The 20452-nt window shown below is 64.7% G+C and carries 17 protein-coding genes; 13 read left to right on the top strand and 4 right to left on the bottom strand.

Going from position 1 to position 20452, the window contains the following annotated elements:
* The first annotated feature begins 29 nt into the window (after nucleotides 1–29).
* The 12 genes from Q0X18_RS07795 to Q0X18_RS07740 all read left to right on the top strand — a co-directional run bounded on the left by Q0X18_RS07795 (nucleotide 30) and on the right by Q0X18_RS07740 (nucleotide 14656).
* Complete coding sequence (locus Q0X18_RS07795) at nucleotides 30–1001, top strand: NAD-dependent epimerase/dehydratase family protein (RefSeq protein ID WP_297560652.1); 972 nt, start codon at nucleotides 30–32, stop codon at nucleotides 999–1001.
* An 81-nt stretch (nucleotides 1002–1082) separates the two neighbouring features.
* Nucleotides 1083–2468 carry a xanthine dehydrogenase small subunit gene (locus Q0X18_RS07790; RefSeq protein WP_297560649.1) on the top strand — a complete coding sequence of 462 codons (1386 nt, stop codon included), beginning with the start codon at nucleotides 1083–1085 and terminating at the stop codon, nucleotides 2466–2468.
* Entirely contained in the window at nucleotides 2465–4783 is a 2319-nt protein-coding gene (gene xdhB / locus Q0X18_RS07785) for a xanthine dehydrogenase molybdopterin binding subunit (RefSeq protein WP_297560647.1), read from the top strand. Before Q0X18_RS07790 ends, xdhB begins: the two co-directional genes overlap by 4 nt.
* Before the next feature lie 31 nt (nucleotides 4784–4814).
* Complete coding sequence (locus tag Q0X18_RS07780; RefSeq protein WP_297560644.1) at nucleotides 4815–5045, top strand: type II toxin-antitoxin system Phd/YefM family antitoxin; 231 nt, start codon at nucleotides 4815–4817, stop codon at nucleotides 5043–5045.
* Between the two features lie 92 nt (nucleotides 5046–5137).
* Nucleotides 5138–5977, top strand: coding sequence for a xanthine dehydrogenase accessory protein XdhC (gene xdhC / locus Q0X18_RS07775; RefSeq protein WP_297560642.1), 840 nt, complete (start codon nucleotides 5138–5140; stop codon nucleotides 5975–5977).
* A gap of 26 nt (nucleotides 5978–6003) precedes the next feature.
* The gene (locus Q0X18_RS07770) at nucleotides 6004–7500 is read left to right on the top strand and encodes an ABC transporter ATP-binding protein (RefSeq protein ID WP_297560639.1); all 1497 of its coding nucleotides are present in this window, start codon (nucleotides 6004–6006) and stop codon (nucleotides 7498–7500) included.
* A complete protein-coding gene (locus Q0X18_RS07765) occupies nucleotides 7497–8552 on the top strand; it encodes an ABC transporter permease (RefSeq protein ID WP_297560637.1) in 1056 nt (351 codons plus the stop codon). The genes Q0X18_RS07770 and Q0X18_RS07765 overlap by 4 nt, the downstream gene beginning before the upstream one ends.
* A 312-nt stretch (nucleotides 8553–8864) precedes the next feature.
* Nucleotides 8865–9737: an ABC transporter permease gene (locus tag Q0X18_RS07760; protein ID WP_297560635.1), complete on the top strand. Its 873-nt coding sequence runs from the start codon at nucleotides 8865–8867 to the stop codon at nucleotides 9735–9737.
* Nucleotides 9738–9779: 42 nt separating this feature from the next.
* A complete protein-coding gene (locus Q0X18_RS07755) occupies nucleotides 9780–10928 on the top strand; it encodes a BMP family ABC transporter substrate-binding protein (RefSeq protein ID WP_297560633.1) in 1149 nt (382 codons plus the stop codon).
* Between the two features lie 108 nt (nucleotides 10929–11036).
* Nucleotides 11037–12782: an adenine deaminase gene (gene ade, locus Q0X18_RS07750; RefSeq protein ID WP_297560630.1), complete on the top strand. Its 1746-nt coding sequence runs from the start codon at nucleotides 11037–11039 to the stop codon at nucleotides 12780–12782.
* Nucleotides 12783–12788: 6 nt separating this feature from the next.
* The gene (guaD, locus tag Q0X18_RS07745) at nucleotides 12789–14081 is read left to right on the top strand and encodes a guanine deaminase (RefSeq protein WP_297560627.1); all 1293 of its coding nucleotides are present in this window, start codon (nucleotides 12789–12791) and stop codon (nucleotides 14079–14081) included.
* A gap of 5 nt (nucleotides 14082–14086) precedes the next feature.
* On the top strand, nucleotides 14087–14656 hold the full coding sequence (locus Q0X18_RS07740) for an NUDIX domain-containing protein (protein ID WP_297560624.1): 570 nt from the start codon (nucleotides 14087–14089) through the stop codon (nucleotides 14654–14656).
* Here the strand turns inward: Q0X18_RS07740 and Q0X18_RS07735 are convergent.
* Both Q0X18_RS07735 and Q0X18_RS07730 read right to left on the bottom strand, forming a co-directional pair.
* Nucleotides 14643–15443 carry a Dam family site-specific DNA-(adenine-N6)-methyltransferase gene (locus Q0X18_RS07735; protein WP_297560621.1) on the bottom strand — a complete coding sequence of 267 codons (801 nt, stop codon included), beginning with the start codon at nucleotides 15441–15443 and terminating at the stop codon, nucleotides 14643–14645. The two genes, Q0X18_RS07740 and Q0X18_RS07735, sit on opposite strands and share 14 nt — an antisense overlap.
* 8 nt (nucleotides 15444–15451) lie before the next feature.
* Nucleotides 15452–15859, bottom strand: coding sequence for a PD-(D/E)XK nuclease superfamily protein (locus Q0X18_RS07730; RefSeq protein WP_297560619.1), 408 nt, complete (start codon nucleotides 15857–15859; stop codon nucleotides 15452–15454).
* A gap of 155 nt (nucleotides 15860–16014) precedes the next feature.
* Between Q0X18_RS07730 and Q0X18_RS07725 the strand changes: the two genes are divergently transcribed.
* Nucleotides 16015–18306, top strand: a complete 2292-nt coding sequence (locus Q0X18_RS07725) for a 3-hydroxyacyl-CoA dehydrogenase/enoyl-CoA hydratase family protein (protein ID WP_297560617.1) — start codon at nucleotides 16015–16017, stop codon at nucleotides 18304–18306.
* A gap of 123 nt (nucleotides 18307–18429) precedes the next feature.
* Here Q0X18_RS07725 and sucD read toward each other — a convergent pair whose 3' ends face one another.
* On the bottom strand, nucleotides 18430–19302 hold the full coding sequence (gene sucD, locus Q0X18_RS07720) for a succinate--CoA ligase subunit alpha (protein ID WP_297560616.1): 873 nt from the start codon (nucleotides 19300–19302) through the stop codon (nucleotides 18430–18432).
* Entirely contained in the window at nucleotides 19299–20435 is a 1137-nt protein-coding gene (sucC, locus tag Q0X18_RS07715; RefSeq protein WP_297560615.1) for an ADP-forming succinate--CoA ligase subunit beta, read from the bottom strand. Before sucC ends, sucD begins: the two co-directional genes overlap by 4 nt.
* Nucleotides 20436–20452 lie beyond the last annotated feature (17 nt).

Genomic DNA, 20452 nt, shown 5'->3' with positions numbered 1-20452 from the left:
ACCAACGGCCCATAGGGTATGCTCGACCCATGAACATCCTGCTTTTGGGGGGAACCCGCTTCGTGGGCCGGCACATCGCCGAAGCAGCTTTGCAGCGCGGCCACCGGGTGAGCACCTTTACCCGTGGCACCAACCCCCTCCCCGGCGCCGAGTCGCTGGTGGGGGATCGCAAAAAAGGTGACCTGGGGGCGCTCGAGGGCCGTATCTGGGACGCTGTGGTGGATGTCAATGGCTACCTGCCGCGGGAGGTGCGGGAGGCGGTGGGGGTGCTCAAAGGTCGGGTGGGCCGCTACGCCTTTATCTCCACGGTCTCGGTGTATCGGGAGTCGGCTGCGCCGCTGGACGAAAACGCACCCTTGCAAACCCTGGCCGACCCCACAGTGGAAGAGGTGACCCCCGAAACCTACGGCGGGCTCAAGGTGCTGTGCGAGCTCGAGGTCGAGCGCGCTTTTGGCGAGCGCAGCCTGGTGGTGCGCCCCCACCTGGTGGTCGGGCCCCACGACCCCACCGACCGCTTCACCTACTGGCCGCGCCGTTTTGCTGGAGGAGGCCGGGTGCTGGTGCCGGGCAAGCCCGAAAATACCTTGCAGTTTGTGGATGCCCGCGACCTGGGGCAGTTTGTGATTCTGGGTCTGGAGAAAGGCCTGAGCGGAGCCTACAACGCAGCCTCTACACCGGTGACCTGGGGCCATCTGGTGAAAGCCTGTCAAGAAGCCGCGCCCAACCCTGCCGAGGCGGTCTGGGCCGATGAGCAGTGGCTTTTGGACAATCAGGTTACGCCCTGGGCCGACCTCCCGGCCTGGATTCCTGCTTTTGCACCGGGCCGCGGCCTCGGCCAAATTCAGAATGCCAGGGCCCAGGCTGCTGGTTTCAGCATGCGCCCCCTCGAGCAAACCGTGCAAGATACCCTGGCCTGGGACAAGACCCGCAGCGAACCCCTTCGGGCCGGTATGAGCCGGGAACGGGAACTCGAGCTCCTTGAGCGTTTGCAAAGGCGGTAAATAGAAAACTGCGCGTCAGTCTGTAGTGCTGCGGGCAGTAAAATAAAACACCATAGATAGCCAGATTCCAGGAGGGCTGGGGTGGCCGAGTTGAGCTTTCAGTTGAATGGACGATCCGTTCAGATTTGCGATGTGGACCCGCATACCACCTTGCTTTCGTGGTTGCGCCAGGTGGGCCTGACCGGCAGCAAAGAAGGCTGTGCGGAAGGGGAGTGTGGGGCCTGTGCGGTGCTGCTGCGCAAGCCCGACGACCGGGGTTCGCGCCTCGAGGCCGTCAACGGCTGCCTGCTGCTGCTGCCCAGCCTGGCCGGCCAGGAGGTCTGGACGGTGGAGGGGCTTTCTTCCGATGCGCAGCTCCATCCGGTTCAACAGGCCATGCTGCAGGGGGGTTCGCAGTGCGGCTACTGCACACCGGGCTTTGTGGTCAGCATGGCGGCGGAGTACTACCGCAAGGGGCGGGAAGGGTTCGACCTCGAGGCCCTCTCCGGCAACCTCTGCCGCTGCACCGGCTACCGGCCCATCCGGGACGCGGCGCTCGCGCTGGGCCAGCCCGCCCCCGACGACCCCCTGGCCCGCCGCTGCCAGGAACCCGCCCCACCCCTGGGCCCCCTGCACTACCAGGCCGGCCCCACCTACCTGCGCCCGGCCTCCCTGCCCGAGCTGTTCCAGGCCCTGGAGGAGCATCCCCAGGCCCGGCTGGTGGCCGGCGGCACCGATGTGGTGGTGGAGGTCAACCAGCGTTTTGCTCGAGCCGAGGCACTCCTCGACCTGAGCGTCCTGCCCGAACTCCAGACCCTACACTGGGGCCAGGGCTATGTCGAGCTTGGCGCGGGGGTTCCTCTGAGCGCGCTCGAGCACTGGCTAAATGGCCGCATCCCCCTCCTGGCCGGGTGGTTTCCGCTGTTTGCCTCGCGCCTGATTCGCAACCGGGCCACCCTGGGGGGCAACCTGGGCACGGCCTCGCCCATCGGCGACGGCCCGCCGGTTCTGCTGGCCCTGGGGGCCGAGGTGGTGCTTGCGGGCGCGGCAGGGGAGCGGGTGCTGCCGCTCGAGCGCTTCTTCACCGGCTACCGCCAGACCGCCCGGCAGCCCGGCGAGGTCATCCGTGCGGTGCGCATCCCCCTGCCCCTGGCCCCGCAGGCCCGCTTCTACAAGGTAGCCAAACGGCCTATGGACGATATCTCCACGGTGGCCGCCGCCTTTGCCCTGCGGCTGGAGGCGGGCCTGGTGCAGCACATCCGCATTGGCCTGGGTGGGGTGGCCGCCACCCCCGCGCGGGCCTACCAGACCGAGGCCTTTTTGCAGGGCAAGCCCTGGGACGAGCGCACCGTGCGGGCCGCAGCCGAGGTGATCCGGGGTGAGTTCAGGCCCATAGACGATCACCGGGGCAGCGCGGCCTACCGCACGGCCATGCTGGGCAATCTCTTACAAAAGTTCCATGCCGAGACCGCGGAGGTGGCCGTATGAAGGTGGTGGGCCGGGCGATCCCCCACGAGTCCGCCAGGGAACACGTGACCGGTCGGGCCCTCTACACCGACGACCTGCTGCCCCGCTACCCCCAGGCCCTCCACGCCTGGCCGGTGCAGGCCCCTTATGCCCATGCCCGCGTGCTGCGCCTCGAGCCCGCGCCGGCCTACCGGGTGCCGGGGGTGGTGCGGGTGCTCACCGCTCAGGATGTGCCGGGCCTGAACGATTCCGGCATCAAGGGCGACGAGCCCCTGTTCCCTTCCGAGGTGATGTACCACGGCCAGGCGGTGGCCTGGGTGCTGGCCGAGACCGAGGAGGCCGCGCGGCTGGGGGCGGCGCAGGTGGCGGTGGAGTACGAACCCCTGCCGGCCATTCTCACCATCCAGGAGGCCATCGCCCAGGGTAGTTTCCAGGGGGCCACCCTGCAGGCCCGCCGGGGCGACCTCGAGCAGGGCTTCAGCGCCTCGGCGCGGCTTCTGTCGGGGGCGCTGTACCTGGGGGGGCAGGAGCACTTCTACCTCGAGACCCAGGCTTCGCTGGCCCTGCTCGACGAGACCGGCCACATCCTGGTGCATTCCTCCACCCAGCACCCCTCCGAGACCCAGGAGGTGGTGGCCCAGGTGCTGGGCCTGCCGCGCAACCAGGTCACGGTGCAGTGCATCCGCATGGGCGGGGGCTTTGGCGGCAAGGAGGTGCAGGCCAACCCCTATGCGGCGGTGGCGGCCCTGGGGGCCTACCTGACCCGCCGCCCGGTGCGGGTGCGGCTCTCCCGTCTGCAGGACATCACCCTGACCGGCAAGCGCCACCCCTTCTACGCCCGCTGGAAGGTGGGCTGCTCCGAGGAAGGGCGGCTGCTGGCCTTGCAGATCGAGCTCTTCTCCGATGGCGGTTGGTCGCAAGACCTGAGCGAGCCTGTGTTGGCTCGAGCGGTCTGCCATGTGGATAACGCCTACTTCATCCCCCACCTCGAGGCCACCGGGCGGGTCTGCAAGACCCACAAAACCTCCCAGACCGCCTTTAGGGGCTTTGGCGGGCCGCAGGGTATGGTCTTTATCGAGGAGGTGCTCACCCAGGTGGCCCAGACCCTGGGACTGCCGCCGGAGGTGGTGCGGGAGCGCAACTTCTACGGGCTGTCCGACGACCCGCAGACCTGCATCACCCACTACGGTCAGGAGATTAAGGACGTGGAGCGCATCCGCCTGATCTGGAACGAGCTTAAAAGCAGCGCCGAGCTCGAGCGCCGCCGGCGCGAGATTGCGCTTTTCAACGCCCAGAACCCCCACCGCAAGCGGGGCCTGGCGATGACCCCGGTCAAGTTCGGCATCTCCTTCAACTTCACCACCTACAACCAGGCTGGAGCGCTGGTGCTGGTCTATCAGGACGGCTCGGTGCAGGTCAACCACGGGGGCACCGAGATGGGCCAGGGGCTTTACACCAAGATTCAACAGATTGCCGCCGAGGCCCTGGGTGTGCCGCTCGAGGCCGTCCGCCTGATGCCCACCCGCACCGACAAAGTCCCCAACACCTCGGCCACCGCGGCCTCCACCGGGGCCGACCTGAACGGGGCCGCGGTCAAGGATGCCTGCGAGAAAATCAAGGCCCGGCTGGCCGGGGTCGCGGCCCAGCGCTTCGGGGTGAACCCCGCCGACGTGGTGTTCGAGGGCGGCCAGGTCTGGAGCATCTGGAAGCCCGAGGAGCGGCTGGCCTTTGCCGAGGTGGTGCGGGCTGCCTACGCCCAGCGGGTGCAGCTCTTCGCCGATGGCTTCTATCGCACGCCGGGTCTGCACTGGGACAAAACCCGGATGCAGGGCAAGCCCTTCCACTACTTCGCCTACGGCGCGGCGGTGAGCGAGGTGGAGGTGGACGGCTTCACCGGCCAGTACGCTTTGCAACGGGTGGACATCCTGCACGATGTGGGCGACTCGCTCTCGCCCCTGGTAGACCTGGGCCAGGTGGAGGGCGGCTTTATCCAGGGCCTGGGCTGGCTCACCTTAGAAGACCTGCGCTGGGACGCGGAGGGCCGTGTAGCCACCCGCTCGGCCAGCACCTACAAGCTGCCCAGCTTTTCCGAGCTGCCCCCGGTGTTCAACGTGCGGCTCCTGCCCAGGGCCACCGAGACCGGGGTGGTGCACGGCTCCAAGGCGGTAGGGGAGCCCCCCCTGATGCTGGCTATCTCGGCGCGCGAGGCCCTGCGCGACGCGGTGGCGGCCTTTGGTGCAGGGGGCTACGTGGAGCTGGCCTCGCCCGCCACCCCCGAGGCAGTCTACTGGGCCATTGAGAAGGTTCGGGAAGGGGCCTTGGTGTCTGGGGATTGATAAACTCGGCGTTTCAAACCAAACTAGCCTCATGCCAACGGTGGTCAATGTGGGCCAAGCAAAAACGCACCTCTCGAGCCTGCTCGAGCGGGTTCGGGCAGGGGAGGAGATCATCCTAGCCAAAAACGGCCAGCCCTACGCGCGGCTGGTGCCGCTGGAGAAACCCCAAAAGCGCAAGCTGGGCCTCATGAAAGGGCTCGGGAAAGTGGATGAAGCGTTCTTTGAGCCGCTTCCCGAGGAAGATTTGAAGGAATGGGAATGAAGGTGGGGCTTTTGCATGGATGCTGGCATTGGTTGGTTAAGCCTGGCGTCGAGCTCTTGAAAGGAGCCTCGCTGGGCTAGGCTGGAGGAACGATGCGCTGGTTCGATCACCTGGCCCAACTAACCGAGCGCAAGCGACCCCTGGTGCTGGTCACCCTGGTGGTGGTGCGTGGCCATGCGCCCCGCGAGGCCGGGGCCAAGATGCTGGTGACGGCGGAGGCGGTCTACGGCACTATTGGGGGCGGGAACCTCGAGGCCACCGCCATTGGGCTGGCGCGGCAGATGCTGGCCGCGGGCGCTGCCAGCCCTCAGATGCACACCCTGCGGCTCACCGAACAGGCCCCGGCCGAGTACGGCGTGCAGTGCTGTGGGGGCGAGGTGACCATCCTGCTCGAGCGGGTGACGCCGGCCCGGCCCACCGTGGCCCTCTTTGGGGTGGGGCATGTGGGGCTGGCCCTGGCCCGGGTGCTCTCGATCTGCCCGGTGGCCCTCTGGTTGGTGGACTCGAGGGCCCCCATGCTGGACGAGGCGCGCTTAGCACCCATGCACCGCGGCCAGGCCGAGATTAAAGCCTTCCACGCGCCCATCCTGGACGGGGTGGTAAGCGACCTGCCCGCGGGTGCGCACCTGGTGGTCATGACCCACGACCACGCCGAGGATCTGTTCGTGCTCGAGATGGCCCTGCGCCGCGCCGACCTGGGCTATATCGGCCTTATCGGGAGCGCGGGCAAGTGGGCCCGCTTCCGCCAAAAGCTAAAGGCCCAGGGTTTTTCCGACCAGGACTTGCAGCGGGTCACCACCCCCATCGGGCTGCCGGGGGTCAGGAGCAAAGCGCCAGAGGCCATCGCCATCGCCACGGCGGCCCAGTTGCTGCCCTTTATTTTCGAGGATAGCCCCCAGGCCCAGCCGGGCCGCACCAAGGTGGCCGAGTAACGCTGTTTTCGGTATGATTTGCGGCAATGCCGGCGCTGCTCGAGCTGAAAAACATCACCAAGCGCTTCCCGGGGGTGGTCGCCAACGACGAGGTGAGCCTCGAGGTCTACCCCGGCGAGGTGCTGGCGCTCTTGGGGGAGAACGGGGCTGGCAAGTCCACCCTCATCTCGATTCTGTATGGCCTCTACCGCCCCGACGAGGGGGAGATCTGGATGGAGGGCCGTCCGGTGCGGATTGCCTCCCCCATGGACGCGCTCCGGCTGGGGATCGGGCTGGTGCCCCAGCACCCCACGCTGGTGGGCCGCCACACCGTGGCCGAGAACCTGGCCCTGGGCATTGGCAGCCCCCTGTGGCCGGCCCAGCGCATCGTGCCCCTGGTGGAGCGAATCGCCCAGGGCTACGGCCTGCAGATTGACCCCAGGGCCCCGGTCTTCCAGCTTTCGCCGGGCGAGAAGCAGCGGGTGGAGATCGTGCGGGCCCTGCTGCGGGGGGCCAAGGTGCTCATCCTGGACGAGCCGACCAGCGTGCTCACCCCCCAGGAGGCCGAGGCACTGTTCAGGGTGATGCGGGAGCTGCGGGCGGCGGGCAAGTCACTCATTTTTATCTCCCACAAGCTCGAGGAGGTGCTGTCCATTGCCGACCGCTGCACGGTGCTGCGCCGGGGGCGGGTGGTGGGCAGCCTGCAAAGGGAAGAGGCCAGCAAGCCCAGGCTGGCCGAGCTGATGGTGGGGCGCAGTGTGAGCTTCGAGCGCAAGCGGCAAAGCGCCTTGCTGGGAGAGGTGATCCTCGAGGTGGATGGTCTGCGGGCGAGGTCACACCGCAACCTCCCGGCCTTGCAGGGGGTTTCCTTCCGGCTACACCGTGGGGAAATTCTGGGCCTGGCCGGGGTGGCGGGCAACGGGCAGAGCGAGCTGGTGGAGGTGCTGGCAGGGCTCCGAAGCATCGAGGCGGGCTCGGTGCGGCTCCTGGGACGGCCCCTGCCGCCCCATCCGGCACGGCTGTTCGATATGGGGGTGGCCCACATCCCCGAAGACCGCATCCAGATGGGCACCGTACCCAGCATGAACGTAGCCGAAAACCTGGCCCTGCGCACCTTCGACCGACCCCCCTGGGCCCGCGGCGGCCTGCTCAACCCCAGGGCCTTTGAAGAGGAAGCCCGGCGGCAGGTGCAGGCCTACGCCATCGCCACCCCCAGCCTTCGCACCCCCTCGAGGCTCCTTTCGGGCGGCAACATCCAGAAGGTCATTCTGGCCCGCGAGCTGGCCGGGCATCCCCAGCTCATCCTGGCCGTGCACCCCACCTACGGCCTCGATATCGGGGCCACCGAGCAGGTGCACCGGGTCTTGCTGGAAAAAACCCAGCAGGGGGCGGCGGTGCTCCTGGTCTCGGAGGATCTGGAGGAGCTGCTCTCGCTCTCCGACCGCATCGGGGTGCTCTACCGGGGGGCTTTGCAGGGGCCGTTTGCGGTGGAAGAGGTCTCGCGCGAGGCCATCGGCCTGTGGATGACCGGGGGTGCGGCGTGAGGCTCGAGCCCCTGGCGAATGCCTCGCCCGGGCGGGTGCTGGGGGTCACGCTGGCCGCGCTGGGGCTGGCCTTTGTGCTGGTGGGCGCGGTGTTTGTGGCCTATGGGCAGAACCCGCTCGAGGTCTACCGCATCATGCTCACCGGCACTCTACTGGACGCCAAGGGCTGGCAGGAAATCCTTCGCCGCAGCATCCCCCTGCTCTTGATTGGGGTGGGCCTGACCCTGGCTTTTCGCACCCAGTTCTACAACATCGGGGCCGAGGGTCAGCTTTTGCTGGGGGCGGTGCTGGCCGCCGGGGTGGCCCTTTTCGTGCCCTTGCCGGCGCCCCTGAGCCTCCCGGCCATGGCGCTGGCCGGCGCCCTGGGCGGGGCGCTGTGGTGCGGCCTGGCGGCCTGGCTGCGGCTGCGCTTCAGCGTCAACGAAATCCTCTCCACCCTGATGCTCAACTACGTGGCCCAGTCGCTGGTCATCTTCCTCATCAACGGCCCCTGGCGGGGCAAGGATGTGCGGGGCTACATCTACTCCGACCGCTTCGCCGAGTACCAGCAGATTCCGGTCTGGGCGGGCTCGAGCGTGCACTGGCCCACCCTGCTGCTGGGGGTGCTGCTGGCCCTGGTCTTGCAGTTTGTGCTCTTCCGCACCACCCTGGGCTTCCGCATGCGCATCGTGGGCGAGAACCCAGGGGCCGCGCGCTACCTGGGGATTGCCCAGGGCTGGGTGCTGCTGCTGCTGGCCCTCATCACCGGGGGTATGGCCGGTCTGGCCGGGGTGGGGGAGATCGCGGGCATCCACCACCGGCTCATCGAGCCCAGCCAGCTTTCCAGTGGCTATGGTTTTACCGCCATCATCGTGGCCTGGCTGGCTCGAGGTCACCCGGCCCTGGTGCTCCTCACCGCCCCCCTGATGGGCCTGGTGCTGGCCGGGGGCGACCTGCTGAAGGTAAGCCTGAACATGCCCTTCCGCATCGTGGACATCTTCAGCGGGGTGATTCTGTTCTGCCTGATTGGTTCAGAGCTTTTTTTGCGCTACCGTGTCCGCTGGGGCAGGTAAGATGAACCCAATGCCCGCCGGAAGCGGTTATGCTGGTACGAACTTATGCGAACCACGCTGGACTTGCCCGATGACCTGTACAAGCGACTCGAGCAGTTGGCTGTTCGGGAGGGGAAACCCTTGGGGGAAATAGTGCTGAGGTGCTTGGAGGAGGGTTTGAATCGTCAAGCCACCAGTACGGCTCAACTTATCCTGCCCGTCGTGCCGGAGGCGGGTCGTAGGATGAGAGCTTACGCGCATGCGGAGCTATGGGGTCTTTTGGATGAGTAAGCGACTTTAAGCGCTTCGCTGGTCTAAGCTGCGTGTTTGTGTATGGAAGAGATCATCAACGCCCTGGCTCGAGCCCTATCCTTTGGCACCCCCCTCTTAATCGCCTGCCTGGGAGCCATCCTGAACGAGCGGGCCGGGGTGGTGAACCTGGGGGTGGAGGGCATGATGGCCCTGGGGGCCCTGGCCGGTTTTGCGGTGGCCTACGGCAGCGGCGCAGGCGATGGCAACCTCTGGCTGGCGGTGCTGGCGGCCATGCTGGCCGGGGCGCTGGCCGCTTTGCTGCACGGCTTTGTAACCATCACCCTGCAGGCCAACCAGTTTGTCTCGGGCCTGGCCCTGACCATGGTGGGCCTGGGTACGGCGGGATTGCTGGGCAAACGCTTTGAGGGGCTGCCGCTCTTCAACCAGCCCCCCGAGTGGCCTTTCACCCTGGGGGCCTTTGTGCTGGCGGGTCTGCTGGCCTTTGTGTTGTATGCCACCCGGACGGGGCTTTCGCTGCGTTCGGTGGGCGAGAACCCGGCGGCTGCCGACCTGCTGGGCATCAACGTACTGCGGGTTCGTTACGCTGCGGTGGCGGCGGGTGGGTCGCTGGCTGGGCTGGCTGGGGCCTACCTTTCGCTGGTCTACCGCCCCTCCTGGACCGACGGTATGACCGCGGGGCTGGGCTGGATTGCGGTGGCGCTGGTGATTTTTGTGGGCTGGAGCCCCCTACGCGCCGTATTCGGGGCGGTCTTTTTCGGGCTTCTGTACTACCTGCAGTTTCGGCTGCAGGGGCAGGTAGCCATTCCCTCGGAGGTATTTGCGAGCCTGCCCTACCTTCTGGTTATACTTGTGCTGGCTTTGTCCGGCCTGCGCGGACAGCAGGGCAACGCCCCTGAGGGGCTGGGAAAACCCTATCGGCGAGGGGAACGCTAAAGCCTTGGCCTGCTCAATAAGGTGTGTTGCTGGAGGGGATGTATGCGAAAGACTTGGTTGATTGGTACGGTGATGGCGCTGGTGTTAGGCCTGGGGATGGCCCAGCAGTCCAACCTCAAAGCCTGCATTATCTACGTGGGCCCCATTGGCGATGTGGGCTGGACCTATGCCCACGACGAGGCCCGGCGGGCTGCCGAGAAGGCCATTCCGGGGCTCACCACCCAGTATGTGGAGTCGGTCAAGCCCGCCGACACCCTGGCCACGGTAGACCGGCTGGTTGCGGGCGGCTGCAACGTAATCTTCACCACCTCTTTCGATTTCATGGATCCGACCCTCGAGGCCGCCAAAAAGTACCCTGAGGTCATCTTCGCCCATGCTTCCGGCTTTAAGCGGGCCCCCAACATGCTCACCTACATGGCCGATTTCTACCAGATCTACTACCTGAACGGCCTGATGGCGGGTGCCCTCACCAAGAGCGGCAAGGTGGGCTACGTGGCGGCTTTCCCCATCCCCGAGCTCAAGCGTCATATCTCGGCTTTCGCCCTGGGCGTGCGGGCGGTGAACCCCCGCGCCACCGTGAACGTCAAGTGGATCAACGCCTGGTACGACCCCGTGAAGGCCCGCGAGGCCGCCGAGGCCCTGATGGCCGAGGGCAACGACATTCTGGCCTTTACCGAGGACACCGCGACCGTCATCCAGACCGCAGCCCGGCGCAGGGTGCCCAGCTTCAGCCACTACAACTCGATGTACAAGTATGCGCCCGACTACGTGGTCTCGGGGCAGTTGGTGGACTGGAGCGTCATTTACATTGATATCCTGAAGAAGGTGCAGAACGGCACCTACACCCCCAAGAACCTGCAAAACGTAGACTACTGGTGGCTGGCCCGCGAGAAAGCGGTGATGCTGGGGGCTCAGGTGGGCATGCCCATCAACCCCAAGTTCGAGGCGGCCCTGAAGCAGGCTAGCATGACCGTGAACGGCAGGAAAGTGAGCGTCTACGACCGGGTGATGGAGCTGTACAAAGACATCCAGAGCCCCAACCCCAAGTGGGATCCCTTCACCGGCCCCATCCGCGACCGCAACGGGGTGCTGCGCGTGCCGGCGGGGCGCAAGATGACCGTGAAGGAGCTCAACGAGATGCAGTGGGTGGCCCCTGGGGTGGTGGGCCCGGTGCCGGACGAGCCCAAATAATCTCAGCGAAAGCTTTTTACCTGGCCTGGGCAGACCAGGCCAGGTTTTTTTGGCGGGGCGGGCCTGCGCTTGCGAGGGGCCTGGGCTTACCTGTACCATGCGCAGAACATGAACCTCCAGCTATCCGACCTCCAGTACGCGGTGGACGTGGCGATGGGCCGCCAGCCGGGAAGCCTGCTGCTCAAAAATGCCCGGCTGGTCAATGTGTTCACGCTGGAAATCCAGCACACCCACATCCTGCTGGCCGGGCGGCTGGTGGCGGCGGTGGGGCCGGAGTACGCCTCGGCCCAGGCAACAGATGTGGTGGATCTGGAGGGCCGCTGGGTGGCCCCCGGCATGATTGACGGGCACGTGCACCTCGAGTCCTCCCTGGTCTCCCCGGCCGAGTATGCGCGGGGGGTGGTGCCCAGGGGGGTAACCGGGGTGGTCACTGACCCCCACGAGATCGCCAATGTGGCCGGGGTAGCGGGCATCGAGTGGCTGATGGAGGCCAGCGAGGGACTTCCCCTGGAGGTCTGGATCACCGTGCCCTCCTCGGTGCCCTCCACGCCCCTCGAGACCAGCGGTGCAGTGCTGGGGCTGGCCGAAATCGAGCGGCTGCTGGCCCATCCTCGGGTGGTGGGGGTGGCCGAGCTGATGAGCTTTCCGGCCATCCTGGCCGCCGATGCCACCGAGCTTGGCAAGGTGCTCCTGGCCGAGCGCTCCCGCAAGTCGCCCGAAGGCCACGCCCCCACCCTGATGGGGCCCGCGCTGCAGGGCTATTTAGCCAGCGGCATCGCCTCCGACCACGAGAGCACCACCCTGGAGGAAGGGCGGGCCAAGCTCGAGGCCGGCTGCTTCCTGATGGTGCGCGAGGGCTCCACCACCCGCAACCTGGAGGCCCTGGCTCCGCTGCTGCGCCCGGAACACGGCGAGCGCGTCGGCCTGGTAACCGACGACCGCCTGCCCTCCGACCTGCTCAGGGAGGGCGGAGCGGACTTCCTGGTGCGCAAGGCCATCGGGCTGGGGGTAGACCCGGCCTACGCCATCCGCGCCGGTAGCTGGAACGTGGCCCGCCACTACCGTCTTTTGCGCCGGGGTGCTATTGCCCCCGGCTTCCAGGCCGACCTGGTGGTGCTGGACGACCTGCACAGCTTCCGGGCCCAGGCCGTCTATCAACGGGGTCGCCGGGTGGCCCACCAGGGGCAACTGGAAGTGCCGCTCCCCCGGGCTGGGGCCTCGAGGGCGGTCTCCCATACCGTCCGGCTGCCCGACCTTGGCCCCCAGGATCTGCGAATTCCGGCCAGCGCAGGAAAGGTGCGGGTGATCCGGGCCATACCGCACCAGGTGCTAACCGCCGAGGAGCACCTCGAGCCCACCGTGCGCGATGGGGAGGTGGTGGCCGACCCCAGCCGCGACCTGGCCAAGCTGGTGTGTTTTGAGCGCCACGGCAAAAACGGCCGCATCGGTAAGGGTCTGGTGACCGCGTTTGGCCTGCAAAAAGGAGCCCTGGCCTGCACGGTGGGCCACGACCACCACAACCTGATGGCGGTGGGGGTCTCGGACGCCGACATCGTAACGGCGGCCCGGCGGCTTTGGGCCCTGGGCGGTGGGATGGTGGCGGTGGCCGACGGTGAGGTGCTGGCCGAGCTGGGCCTGCCCATCGCCGGCCTGATGACCGATGAGCCGCTGGAGGTGGTGGACGCCCGGCTACAGGCCCTCGAGGCCGCCGCCAAAACCCTGGGGGTGACCCTGCCCGACCCCTATATGGTGCTCTCCTTCCTGGGGCTGGCGGTGATTCCCGAGCTGCGCCTGACTGACTACGGCCTGGTGGATGTGCGGCAGGGGGCGGTGGTGGGGCTCTTTGTAGAATAGGTCGGCATGACCGTTCTACTGCGTGGTCTGATCCTTCACACACCCCAAAACCCTTTCCACACCGCCGGGGCCCTCGAGGCCTTTTCCGATGGGGGATTGGCCTTGCGGGATGGGCAGATCGTTGCGCTGGGCAGCTTTTCTGAGGTTCGCAAACACTACCCCGAGGCCCCGGTGCAGGACTGCCGCGAAGGGGTGCTGCTGCCGGGGCTGGTGGACACCCACGTGCACTACCCGCAAACCCGGGTAATTGGCGCGATGGGCTACTCGCTGCTGGACTGGCTGGAAAAGCGCACCCTGCCCCTGGAGGCCCGGCTTTCCGACAACAGGCTGGCCCGTGAGCTGGCCCGCGAGTTCGTCTGGCTCCTCTTGCGCAACGGCACCACCACCGCGCTGGTCTTCGGCTCGCACTTTCAGGGGGCCACCGCCAACCTGTTTGGGGCCGCCGAGGACGTAGGCCTGCGCATCATTGCCGGGCAGGTCTGCTCCGACCGCATGTTGCGCCCCGAGCTGCACACCACCCCCGAGCAGAGCTACGCCGAGCAGAAGATGCTCATCCAGCGTTTTCATGGCCGGGGCCGGCTGCGCTACGCGGTGACCCCCCGCTTTGCCCTCTCGGCCTCGGAGGGGCTGCTCGAGGTCTGCCAGGCGCTTTTGCAGGAGCACCCCGACCTGCACTTCACCACCCACATCAACGAGAACCTCGAGGAGATTCGCACCGTAGCCGAGCTTTTCCCCTGGAGCCAGCACTACCTGCACACCTACGACCGCTTTGGCCTGGTCACCGAGCGTTCGGTGTTTGCCCACAACGTCCACCCCACCGAACCCGAACTGGCCCGCCTGGCCGAGGCCCGGGCGGCCATCGCCCACTGCCCCAGCTCCAACGCCTTTATCGGCAGCGGCATCTTCCCCATGAACCGACACCTGCGGCACGGGGTTCGCTTCGGGCTGGGCTCGGATGTGGGGGGCGGCACCGGGTTTAGTCTGCTCAAGGAGGGCCTGATGGCCTACCTGGCCCAGCGCTACGCCCCCGAGGGGGTGGGCCTGACCCCGGCCCACCTGCTTTACCTGGCTACCCTGGCCGGGGCCGAGGTGCTGGGCCTAGGGGAGACCGTAGGGAGTCTGACCCCCGGCAAGGCCGCCGACGTGATCTGGGTGCGGCCCGAACCCGGCAGCACCCTCGAGGTGCACTTCCGCCACCTGGACTCGGCAGAGGACTTGCTGGGCTCGCTCTTCACCCTGCACGGCGAGGCCCAGGTGCACAGGGTCTGGCTCGAGGGCCGCGAAGTGATGGTATCTTGACCCGCATGGAACAGGTGTATGTGCTTCCGGCCTCGGTGTTTCCAGCGGCCCAGGCTTCCCTCATCCCGCTCGAGGCCGCGCTCTTACGGAAAATCGAGCAGGAGGGGTTTTTCCTCGAGCGCCCCCTGGCCGAGGAAGACCCCACCCACCGCCAGATCATCCCCTATGCGGTGGTGCGCCACCGGGGCCGGTTTTTCCTGATGCGCCGCACCAAAGGCGGGGGCGAGGCCCGGCTCCATAACCGGTACACCCTGGGCGTGGGCGGGCACATCAACCCTGAAGATGTGGGCGGCAACCCGGTCTTGGATGGGCTGCGCCGCGAACTTTTGGAAGAGGTGGGCGTTCGGGCCTACGCTGCGCAGCCTGTGGGCTTCATCGTTATGGCCGACAGCCCGGTGAGCCGGGTGCACACGGGCGTGGTGTTTGTGGTGGAGGCCGAAGACGAACCGCGGGTGATGGAAGCAGAGAAGCTCGAGGGCCGCCTGGCCTCGCTGGAAGAGGTGCAGCAGGTGTACGAGGGGCTCGAGGGCTGGTCGAAGGTGGTGGTGGACTGGCTCAGGGCTAAATGTTTTTGAAAGCCAGAACTTCGAGGGCATCTTGGCGGTTTCCGTCACAACTGATACGGCGGGGCGCTGGCAGGACAATGATTGCATAGCCCGATTTGGTGTAGAGTTCGTGAATTCGATCGGTGAGTTGGTTGGAAATTATCACGGGGCCGCGATGCTTTTCTAGGTACTCCACCAAACGAACCTGATCATTCCAGGAAAACCCTCCCGGACTGTACTGCGTGAATTCAACGTCATAAGGGGGGTCGGCGTACACGAAAGCGTCGGGGTCAATTGCAAGTTCGCTGAAGTCGCCGGTCTTAAACTCCCAGTCGCGGAAAACTTCTTTGTAGCCCGAGAAATCGGTCTGGTAGTTGACCGTCTTATACTTTCCAAACGGTACATTAAACTCACCCGAAGCGTTGAAGCGACACAGCCCGTTGTAGCCCGTTCGGTTGAGATAGTAGAACAGCGCCGCTGCTTCAGCAGTATTGGCTCTTTTCTCACGTATGAGCTGATTGAAACGCTTGCGATAGTCTAGATAGAATTCCCGCTCGTAAACCATTGGTATCGAAATTTGCAGCCCACGACGAACCCACTGATAAAAGTTGATCAGATGTGGATTGGTATCGTTTAGCAGAGCAGATTTGGGTCTCAGGCCCAAAGTGACCCCCATTCCGCCAACAAAGGGCTCGACGAAAAGCCGGTCGCGGTGTTTAGACCAGTACGGCTGGAGGTGTTTCACCAGCCAGCGTTTCCCTCCAGCCCACTTGAGCAGCGGGGGCAGGCCAACCCTAAAAAGTGGTTCGGCTACCATTGGTCACCTCATTCTCTACAAAAAAACCGCTTGAACCAAAGATCGGCGTATTCCTCGCGCACGAACCCCTCAACCATAGCCCAGCGTTCGTAGGATTGGCGAAAGCCGGCTCCGGAAAACACGACGATGGAGTGTACACCCAACAAACGGTCTCGCTTGGCTTCTTCAAGGGCCCGAAACAGTTTGTCTTCTGCCGAGCCACTGGTTTTTTGTTCTTTACACTCAATGTAGAGGTAGGGTTTGAGTTCGCCGTTCTCCTTTCGCAGAACAGCAATATCTACCCTTCTGTCGGTTTCTCGGATGGCACTGCCCAGGGGTGAGGAGTACTCGACTTGCACTACGTATTCGTCTAGATCGCAATTTTTGAGAGTTTGCTCTAGCAAAGACCTAATTCGCTCGCGCAGGCTTGCGGACATACCAAGAGTTTATGATAGGAACCATTATCTGACCAGATCATCTGAAGAAGACAGAACCGAACCTGCTAGACTTGGCTATCCGGTTGTTATAAACTTTGACTCGGTATAAAAATAGCTAACCCAAAGCTATAACCCTTTTTCGCCTGGAGGACAGAATGCGAATCAAGAAGATCGGTGTGGTGGGTTCGGGGACGATGGGCGGAGCGATTGCCGCGCTGGCGGCCTCGGCGGGGGTGCCGGTGGTGATGCTGGACATTCCCGGCCAGGAAGACAAGCTCGAGCTGGTCAAAAAAGGCCTCGAGCGCCAGCTCAAGAGCAAGCCGGCCAGCTTCATGGACAAAAGCCGGGCCTCCTTAATCGAGCTGGGCACCACCGACGAGCTGGAAAAACTCAAAGACTGCGACTGGATCGTGGAGGTCATCATCGAGAAGCCGGAGCCCAAGCAGGCCCTGTTTGCCCGGCTCGAGGCCCTGGGCACCCAGGCCATCGTGAGCTCCAACACCTCCGGTATCCCCATGAAAACCCTGCTGGAGGGACGGGGTGAGGCCTTCCGCAAGCGCTTCCTGGGCACGCACTTCTTCGCCCCGGTGCGCTACCTGCACCTTCTGGAGCTGATCCCCACCCCCGAGACCGACCCGGTGGTGCTGGAGGCCATGCGCCGCTTCGGCGAGCGCATTCTGGGCAAGGGCACGGTCATCTGCAAGGACGCCCCCGGCTTTATTGCCAACCGGCTGGGCGTGTTCGGGATGGCCCAGGCCATGCGCCTGATGATGTCGGAGGGCCTCACCATCGACGAGGTGGACGCCCTCACCGGCCCGCTGGTGGGCCGTCCCAAGAGCGCCACCTTCCGCACCGGCGACATCTCCGGCCTGGACGTGCTTAAGCTGGTCTCTACCGAGCTTTCGCACACCACCGGCGAGGACTTCCGCATGCCCGACTGGGTAGAGAACCTCATCCAGCAGGGCAACCTGGGCGAGAAAACCGGGGCCGGCTTCTACAAAAAGGTGGGCAAGGACATCTATACCTACGACTACACCAGCGGTGAGTACAAGCCCCAGCAAAAGCTACGCCTGGATGAAATAGCCGCCATCAAAGACCTGCCCCTGAACGAGCGCTTGAAGCGGGTGGGCGACCTGCCCGGCAAGTACGGGGCTTTTGCTCGCAAGCTGTTTTTGCACAACGCCCACTATGCCCTCGAGAAGGCCCAGGAAATCGCCTACGACATCGTCTCGGTAGACCGGGCGCTGGAGTGGGGCTTCGCCTGGGAGCAGGGCCCCTTCAAGAACATGGACGCGGTGGGCCTGGACTACCTGCGTAAAGGCTTTGCCGAGTTGGGCCTGCCCGAGCCTGAACTCCTCAAAAAAGCCCAGGGCAGCTTCTACAAAGACGGCCACTACCTGGGCTTCGATGGGCAGTATCACCCCATCCCGGCGGAAGAAGGCGTAATCCGGCTGCAAACGGTCAAGCAGGCCGGCAAGACCCTGCTGGAAGGCAAGGAGTACGCCCTGCTCGACCTGGGCGATGGGGTGGCTCTCTTCGAGAACCGGGCCAAGATGGGTACCTGGGGGGATGGCTCCATCTCGGGGCTGCACAAAGCGCTGGACTGGGTTGATGCCAACGGCTATGCGGGCCTGGTGATTGGGCACGAAGACCCCCGCACCTTTAGCGCCGGGGCCAACCTGGCGCTGGTGCTGATGGCCGCGCAGGAAGGGGCCTGGGACGACCTCGAGCTGGCCACCCGCCGTTTCCAGCAGACCTCCATGCGCCTGCGCCGTTCGCCCTTCCCGGTGGTGGCCGCACCCTTCGGCCTGACCCTGGGCGGTGGGGCCGAGTTCAGCCTGCACAGCAGCGCCATTCAGGCCCACGCCGAGCTTTACATGGGCCTGGTCGAGACCGGGGTGGGCCTGCTGCCCGGCGGGGGCGGCACCAAGGAGATGCTCTTCCGCTTCACCCAGGAGCTTGCGGCCTATGGGCCCGAGATTGACCTGTTCGAAGGGGTCAAGCGGGCCTTCCAGATGATCATGCTGGCCCAGACCAGCACCAGCGCCCTCGAGGCCCGCAACATGGGCTTTTTGCGCCCGAGCGACGGCATCAGCATGAACCGCGACCGCCTGATCGCCGACGCCAAGCGCCGGGTGCTCTTCATGGCCCCCGACTTCGTGCCACAACCCCCCATGAAGGTGCGGGCCCTGGGCAAGGAGGCGCTGGGCAACCTGCACTACGCCCTGTGGCAGTTCCACGAAGCCAAACAGGCCAGCGAGCACGACGTGGTGGTGGGTAAGGCCGTGGCCTACGTCCTGTGCGGCGGGGACGGGCCGGCCCGCGAGGTGACCGAGCAGGACATCCTGGATCTGGAGCGCGAGGGCTTCCTCAAACTCCTTGGCACCAAGAAAACCCAGGAGCGCATTGCCCACACCCTCAAGACTGGCAAGCCATTGCGGAACTAGAGCAGCGCTGGGAGCCAACCCGATAGGCCTCAAACCGGATTCGGATAGTTCACCAACCTGGTATTGCACAGACAGGCGCGCCCCACCTTGGTGGGGCGCGCCTCTGGTCTTTTCTCGCTTTCGCTAGCCTAGCTTGGCGCGTACTAGCTCCACGATTTCGTCTATGGTGTCGGCCACCGGAATATCGGCATCGGCAAAGGCCGCCAGCTTACTCTCGGGCGTACCCACACTACCCATGATGATGGCGCCAGCATGGCCCATTTTTTTGCCCTTAGGCGCGCTACGCCCACCGATAAAGCCCACTACTGGCTTCTTCATGTGCTCCTTAACGTAGGCGGCAGCATCTTCTTCATCGGAGCCACCAATTTCGCCGCAAAGCACCACAGCGTGGGTTTCGGGATCTTCGTTGAAGAGGGGCAGCAGATCTTTGAAGGTGGTACCGATGATGGGATCGCCCCCAATGCCAATGCAGGTAGAGATACCGTAGCCTGCGTCGGATAGGGCCTTGGCTGTCTCATAGGTAACGGTGCCCGAGCGAGAGATCAGGCCTACCCGACCCTTCTTGAACACGCTGGCGGGCATAATGCCCAGCTTGCACTCTTCGGGCGTGATAAGGCCTGGGCAGTTACCACCAATCAGACGCACATTCCCCATAGCTTTGATTTCGGCCACGGCTTTGACCATATCCATGGTAGGGATGCCTTCGGTGATCAGTACCACCAGCGGCACACCGGCATGGGCGGCCTCGAGGGCTGCATCGGCAGCGGCAGGTGCTGGCACAAAGATAATGGAAGCATCCACATGGTGGTGGGTGGCCGCTTCCTTAACGGTGTCGTAGACGGGCACGCCCAGCATAGTCTGGCCCCCTTTGCCAGGGGTGACACCGGCGACCACCTTGGTGCCGGCCTTCATCATGGCCTCGGTGTGGAAGGCTCCTTCACGCCCAGTAATGCCCTGCACGATGACCTGGGTATTTTTGTTGACCAGAATGCTCACTTCGTACCTCCCGTCATCGAGATAATGGCTTTGGCGGCTTCAGTCGAGGTGGGATACATATACACGGGTCGACCTTTCAAGAGGGCTTTGGCTTCTTCTTCGGCAGTACCGGCGACGCGCATGGCCACCGGCTTGGTCAGGATACCTTCGTCAAGCGCACGGATAACCCCTTTGGCTACTTCATCGGCGCGGGTAATACCCCCAAAGATATTGATAAAAATACCCTTTACATCGGGGTCTTTCAGCACCACTTTGAGCGCGTTGTACACGACATCGGCCTTGGCTCCGCCGCCAATATCCAAGAAATTGGCCGCCTTACCGCCGCAGCGCTGAACCAGGTCGAGGGTGTACATGACCAGCCCTGCGCCGTTACCGATTACGCCGATATTGCCGTCGAGCTTGACGTAGCTAAAGCCGTAGTTGGATGCCTCGACCTCGAGGGGGTGCTCGGCCTCGAACTCACGCAGAGGGGTCAGGTCGGGGTGGCGGTAGAGCGCGTTGTCGTCCAGCACAATTTTGGCATCGGCAGCTACCACCTCGCCAGTGTCGGTGATCACCAGCGGGTTGATCTCAGCAGTAGAGGCATCAATGCCTACATAAGCCTGGTAGAGCTTGACCAGCACATCAGCCAGCTTGTTGAGATTGCCCTCCATGCCGGCGCGCTTGACCAGCTCCCGCGCCTCAAAAGGCCGTAAACCCTTATGAGGGTCGATGGGGTACTTAATCAGGGCGTAAGGGCGGGTGGCAGCCACCTCTTCGATGTCCACGCCCCCTTCCTTAGAGAGCATCAGCACCACCCGCTGGCTCACCCGATCCAGAATCATGCCCGCGTAGTACTCCTTGGCGATATTGAGCCCTTTGGCTACCAGTACCTTTTTGGTGATGAAGCCATTGATATTGAGCCCCAGAATCTGGGCAGCTTTTTCGCGGGCTTCTTCGGGGTTTCGAGCTAGCTTTACGCCCCCAGCTTTACCTCTCCCGCCTGTGTGTACCTGGGCTTTAATGACCACTAGGTCGCCATACTCGCTGGCGATTTGCTTGGCCTCATCGGCGGTAAAAGCGATTTTTCCCGGGGGAACCGGGATGCCGTATTTGGCGAGGATGTCTTTGGCCTGATATTCATGTAGGTTCACACTTGCCTCCGTGGTCT

Origin of the sequence: Meiothermus sp. (assembly GCF_026004075.1) — a bacterium.
In the GTDB taxonomy this organism is placed as follows: Bacteria; Deinococcota; Deinococci; order Deinococcales; family Thermaceae; genus Meiothermus.
The sequence above is the reverse complement of the archived record's forward strand: the minus strand, read 5'-3'. Positions and strand labels throughout refer to the sequence as shown.

What these genes read in the sequence shown, in the direction of transcription:
- Q0X18_RS07795 (WP_297560652.1), top strand. Translation starts at nt 30, where the DNA reads ATGAACATCCTGCTTTTGGGGGGAACCCGCTTCGTGGGCCGGCACATC.
- xdhB (WP_297560647.1), top strand. Translation starts at nt 2,465, where the DNA reads ATGAAGGTGGTGGGCCGGGCGATCCCCCACGAGTCCGCCAGGGAACAC.
- Q0X18_RS07780 (WP_297560644.1), top strand. Translation starts at nt 4,815, where the DNA reads ATGCCAACGGTGGTCAATGTGGGCCAAGCAAAAACGCACCTCTCGAGC.
- xdhC (WP_297560642.1), top strand. Translation starts at nt 5,138, where the DNA reads ATGCGCTGGTTCGATCACCTGGCCCAACTAACCGAGCGCAAGCGACCC.
- Q0X18_RS07770 (WP_297560639.1), top strand. Translation starts at nt 6,004, where the DNA reads ATGCCGGCGCTGCTCGAGCTGAAAAACATCACCAAGCGCTTCCCGGGG.
- Q0X18_RS07760 (WP_297560635.1), top strand. Translation starts at nt 8,865, where the DNA reads ATGGAAGAGATCATCAACGCCCTGGCTCGAGCCCTATCCTTTGGCACC.
- Q0X18_RS07755 (WP_297560633.1), top strand. Translation starts at nt 9,780, where the DNA reads ATGCGAAAGACTTGGTTGATTGGTACGGTGATGGCGCTGGTGTTAGGC.
- ade (WP_297560630.1), top strand. Translation starts at nt 11,037, where the DNA reads ATGAACCTCCAGCTATCCGACCTCCAGTACGCGGTGGACGTGGCGATG.
- guaD (WP_297560627.1), top strand. Translation starts at nt 12,789, where the DNA reads ATGACCGTTCTACTGCGTGGTCTGATCCTTCACACACCCCAAAACCCT.
- Q0X18_RS07740 (WP_297560624.1), top strand. Translation starts at nt 14,087, where the DNA reads ATGGAACAGGTGTATGTGCTTCCGGCCTCGGTGTTTCCAGCGGCCCAG.
- Q0X18_RS07735 (WP_297560621.1), bottom strand. Translation starts at nt 15,443, where the DNA reads ATGGTAGCCGAACCACTTTTTAGGGTTGGCCTGCCCCCGCTGCTCAAG.
- Q0X18_RS07730 (WP_297560619.1), bottom strand. Translation starts at nt 15,859, where the DNA reads ATGTCCGCAAGCCTGCGCGAGCGAATTAGGTCTTTGCTAGAGCAAACT.
- Q0X18_RS07725 (WP_297560617.1), top strand. Translation starts at nt 16,015, where the DNA reads ATGCGAATCAAGAAGATCGGTGTGGTGGGTTCGGGGACGATGGGCGGA.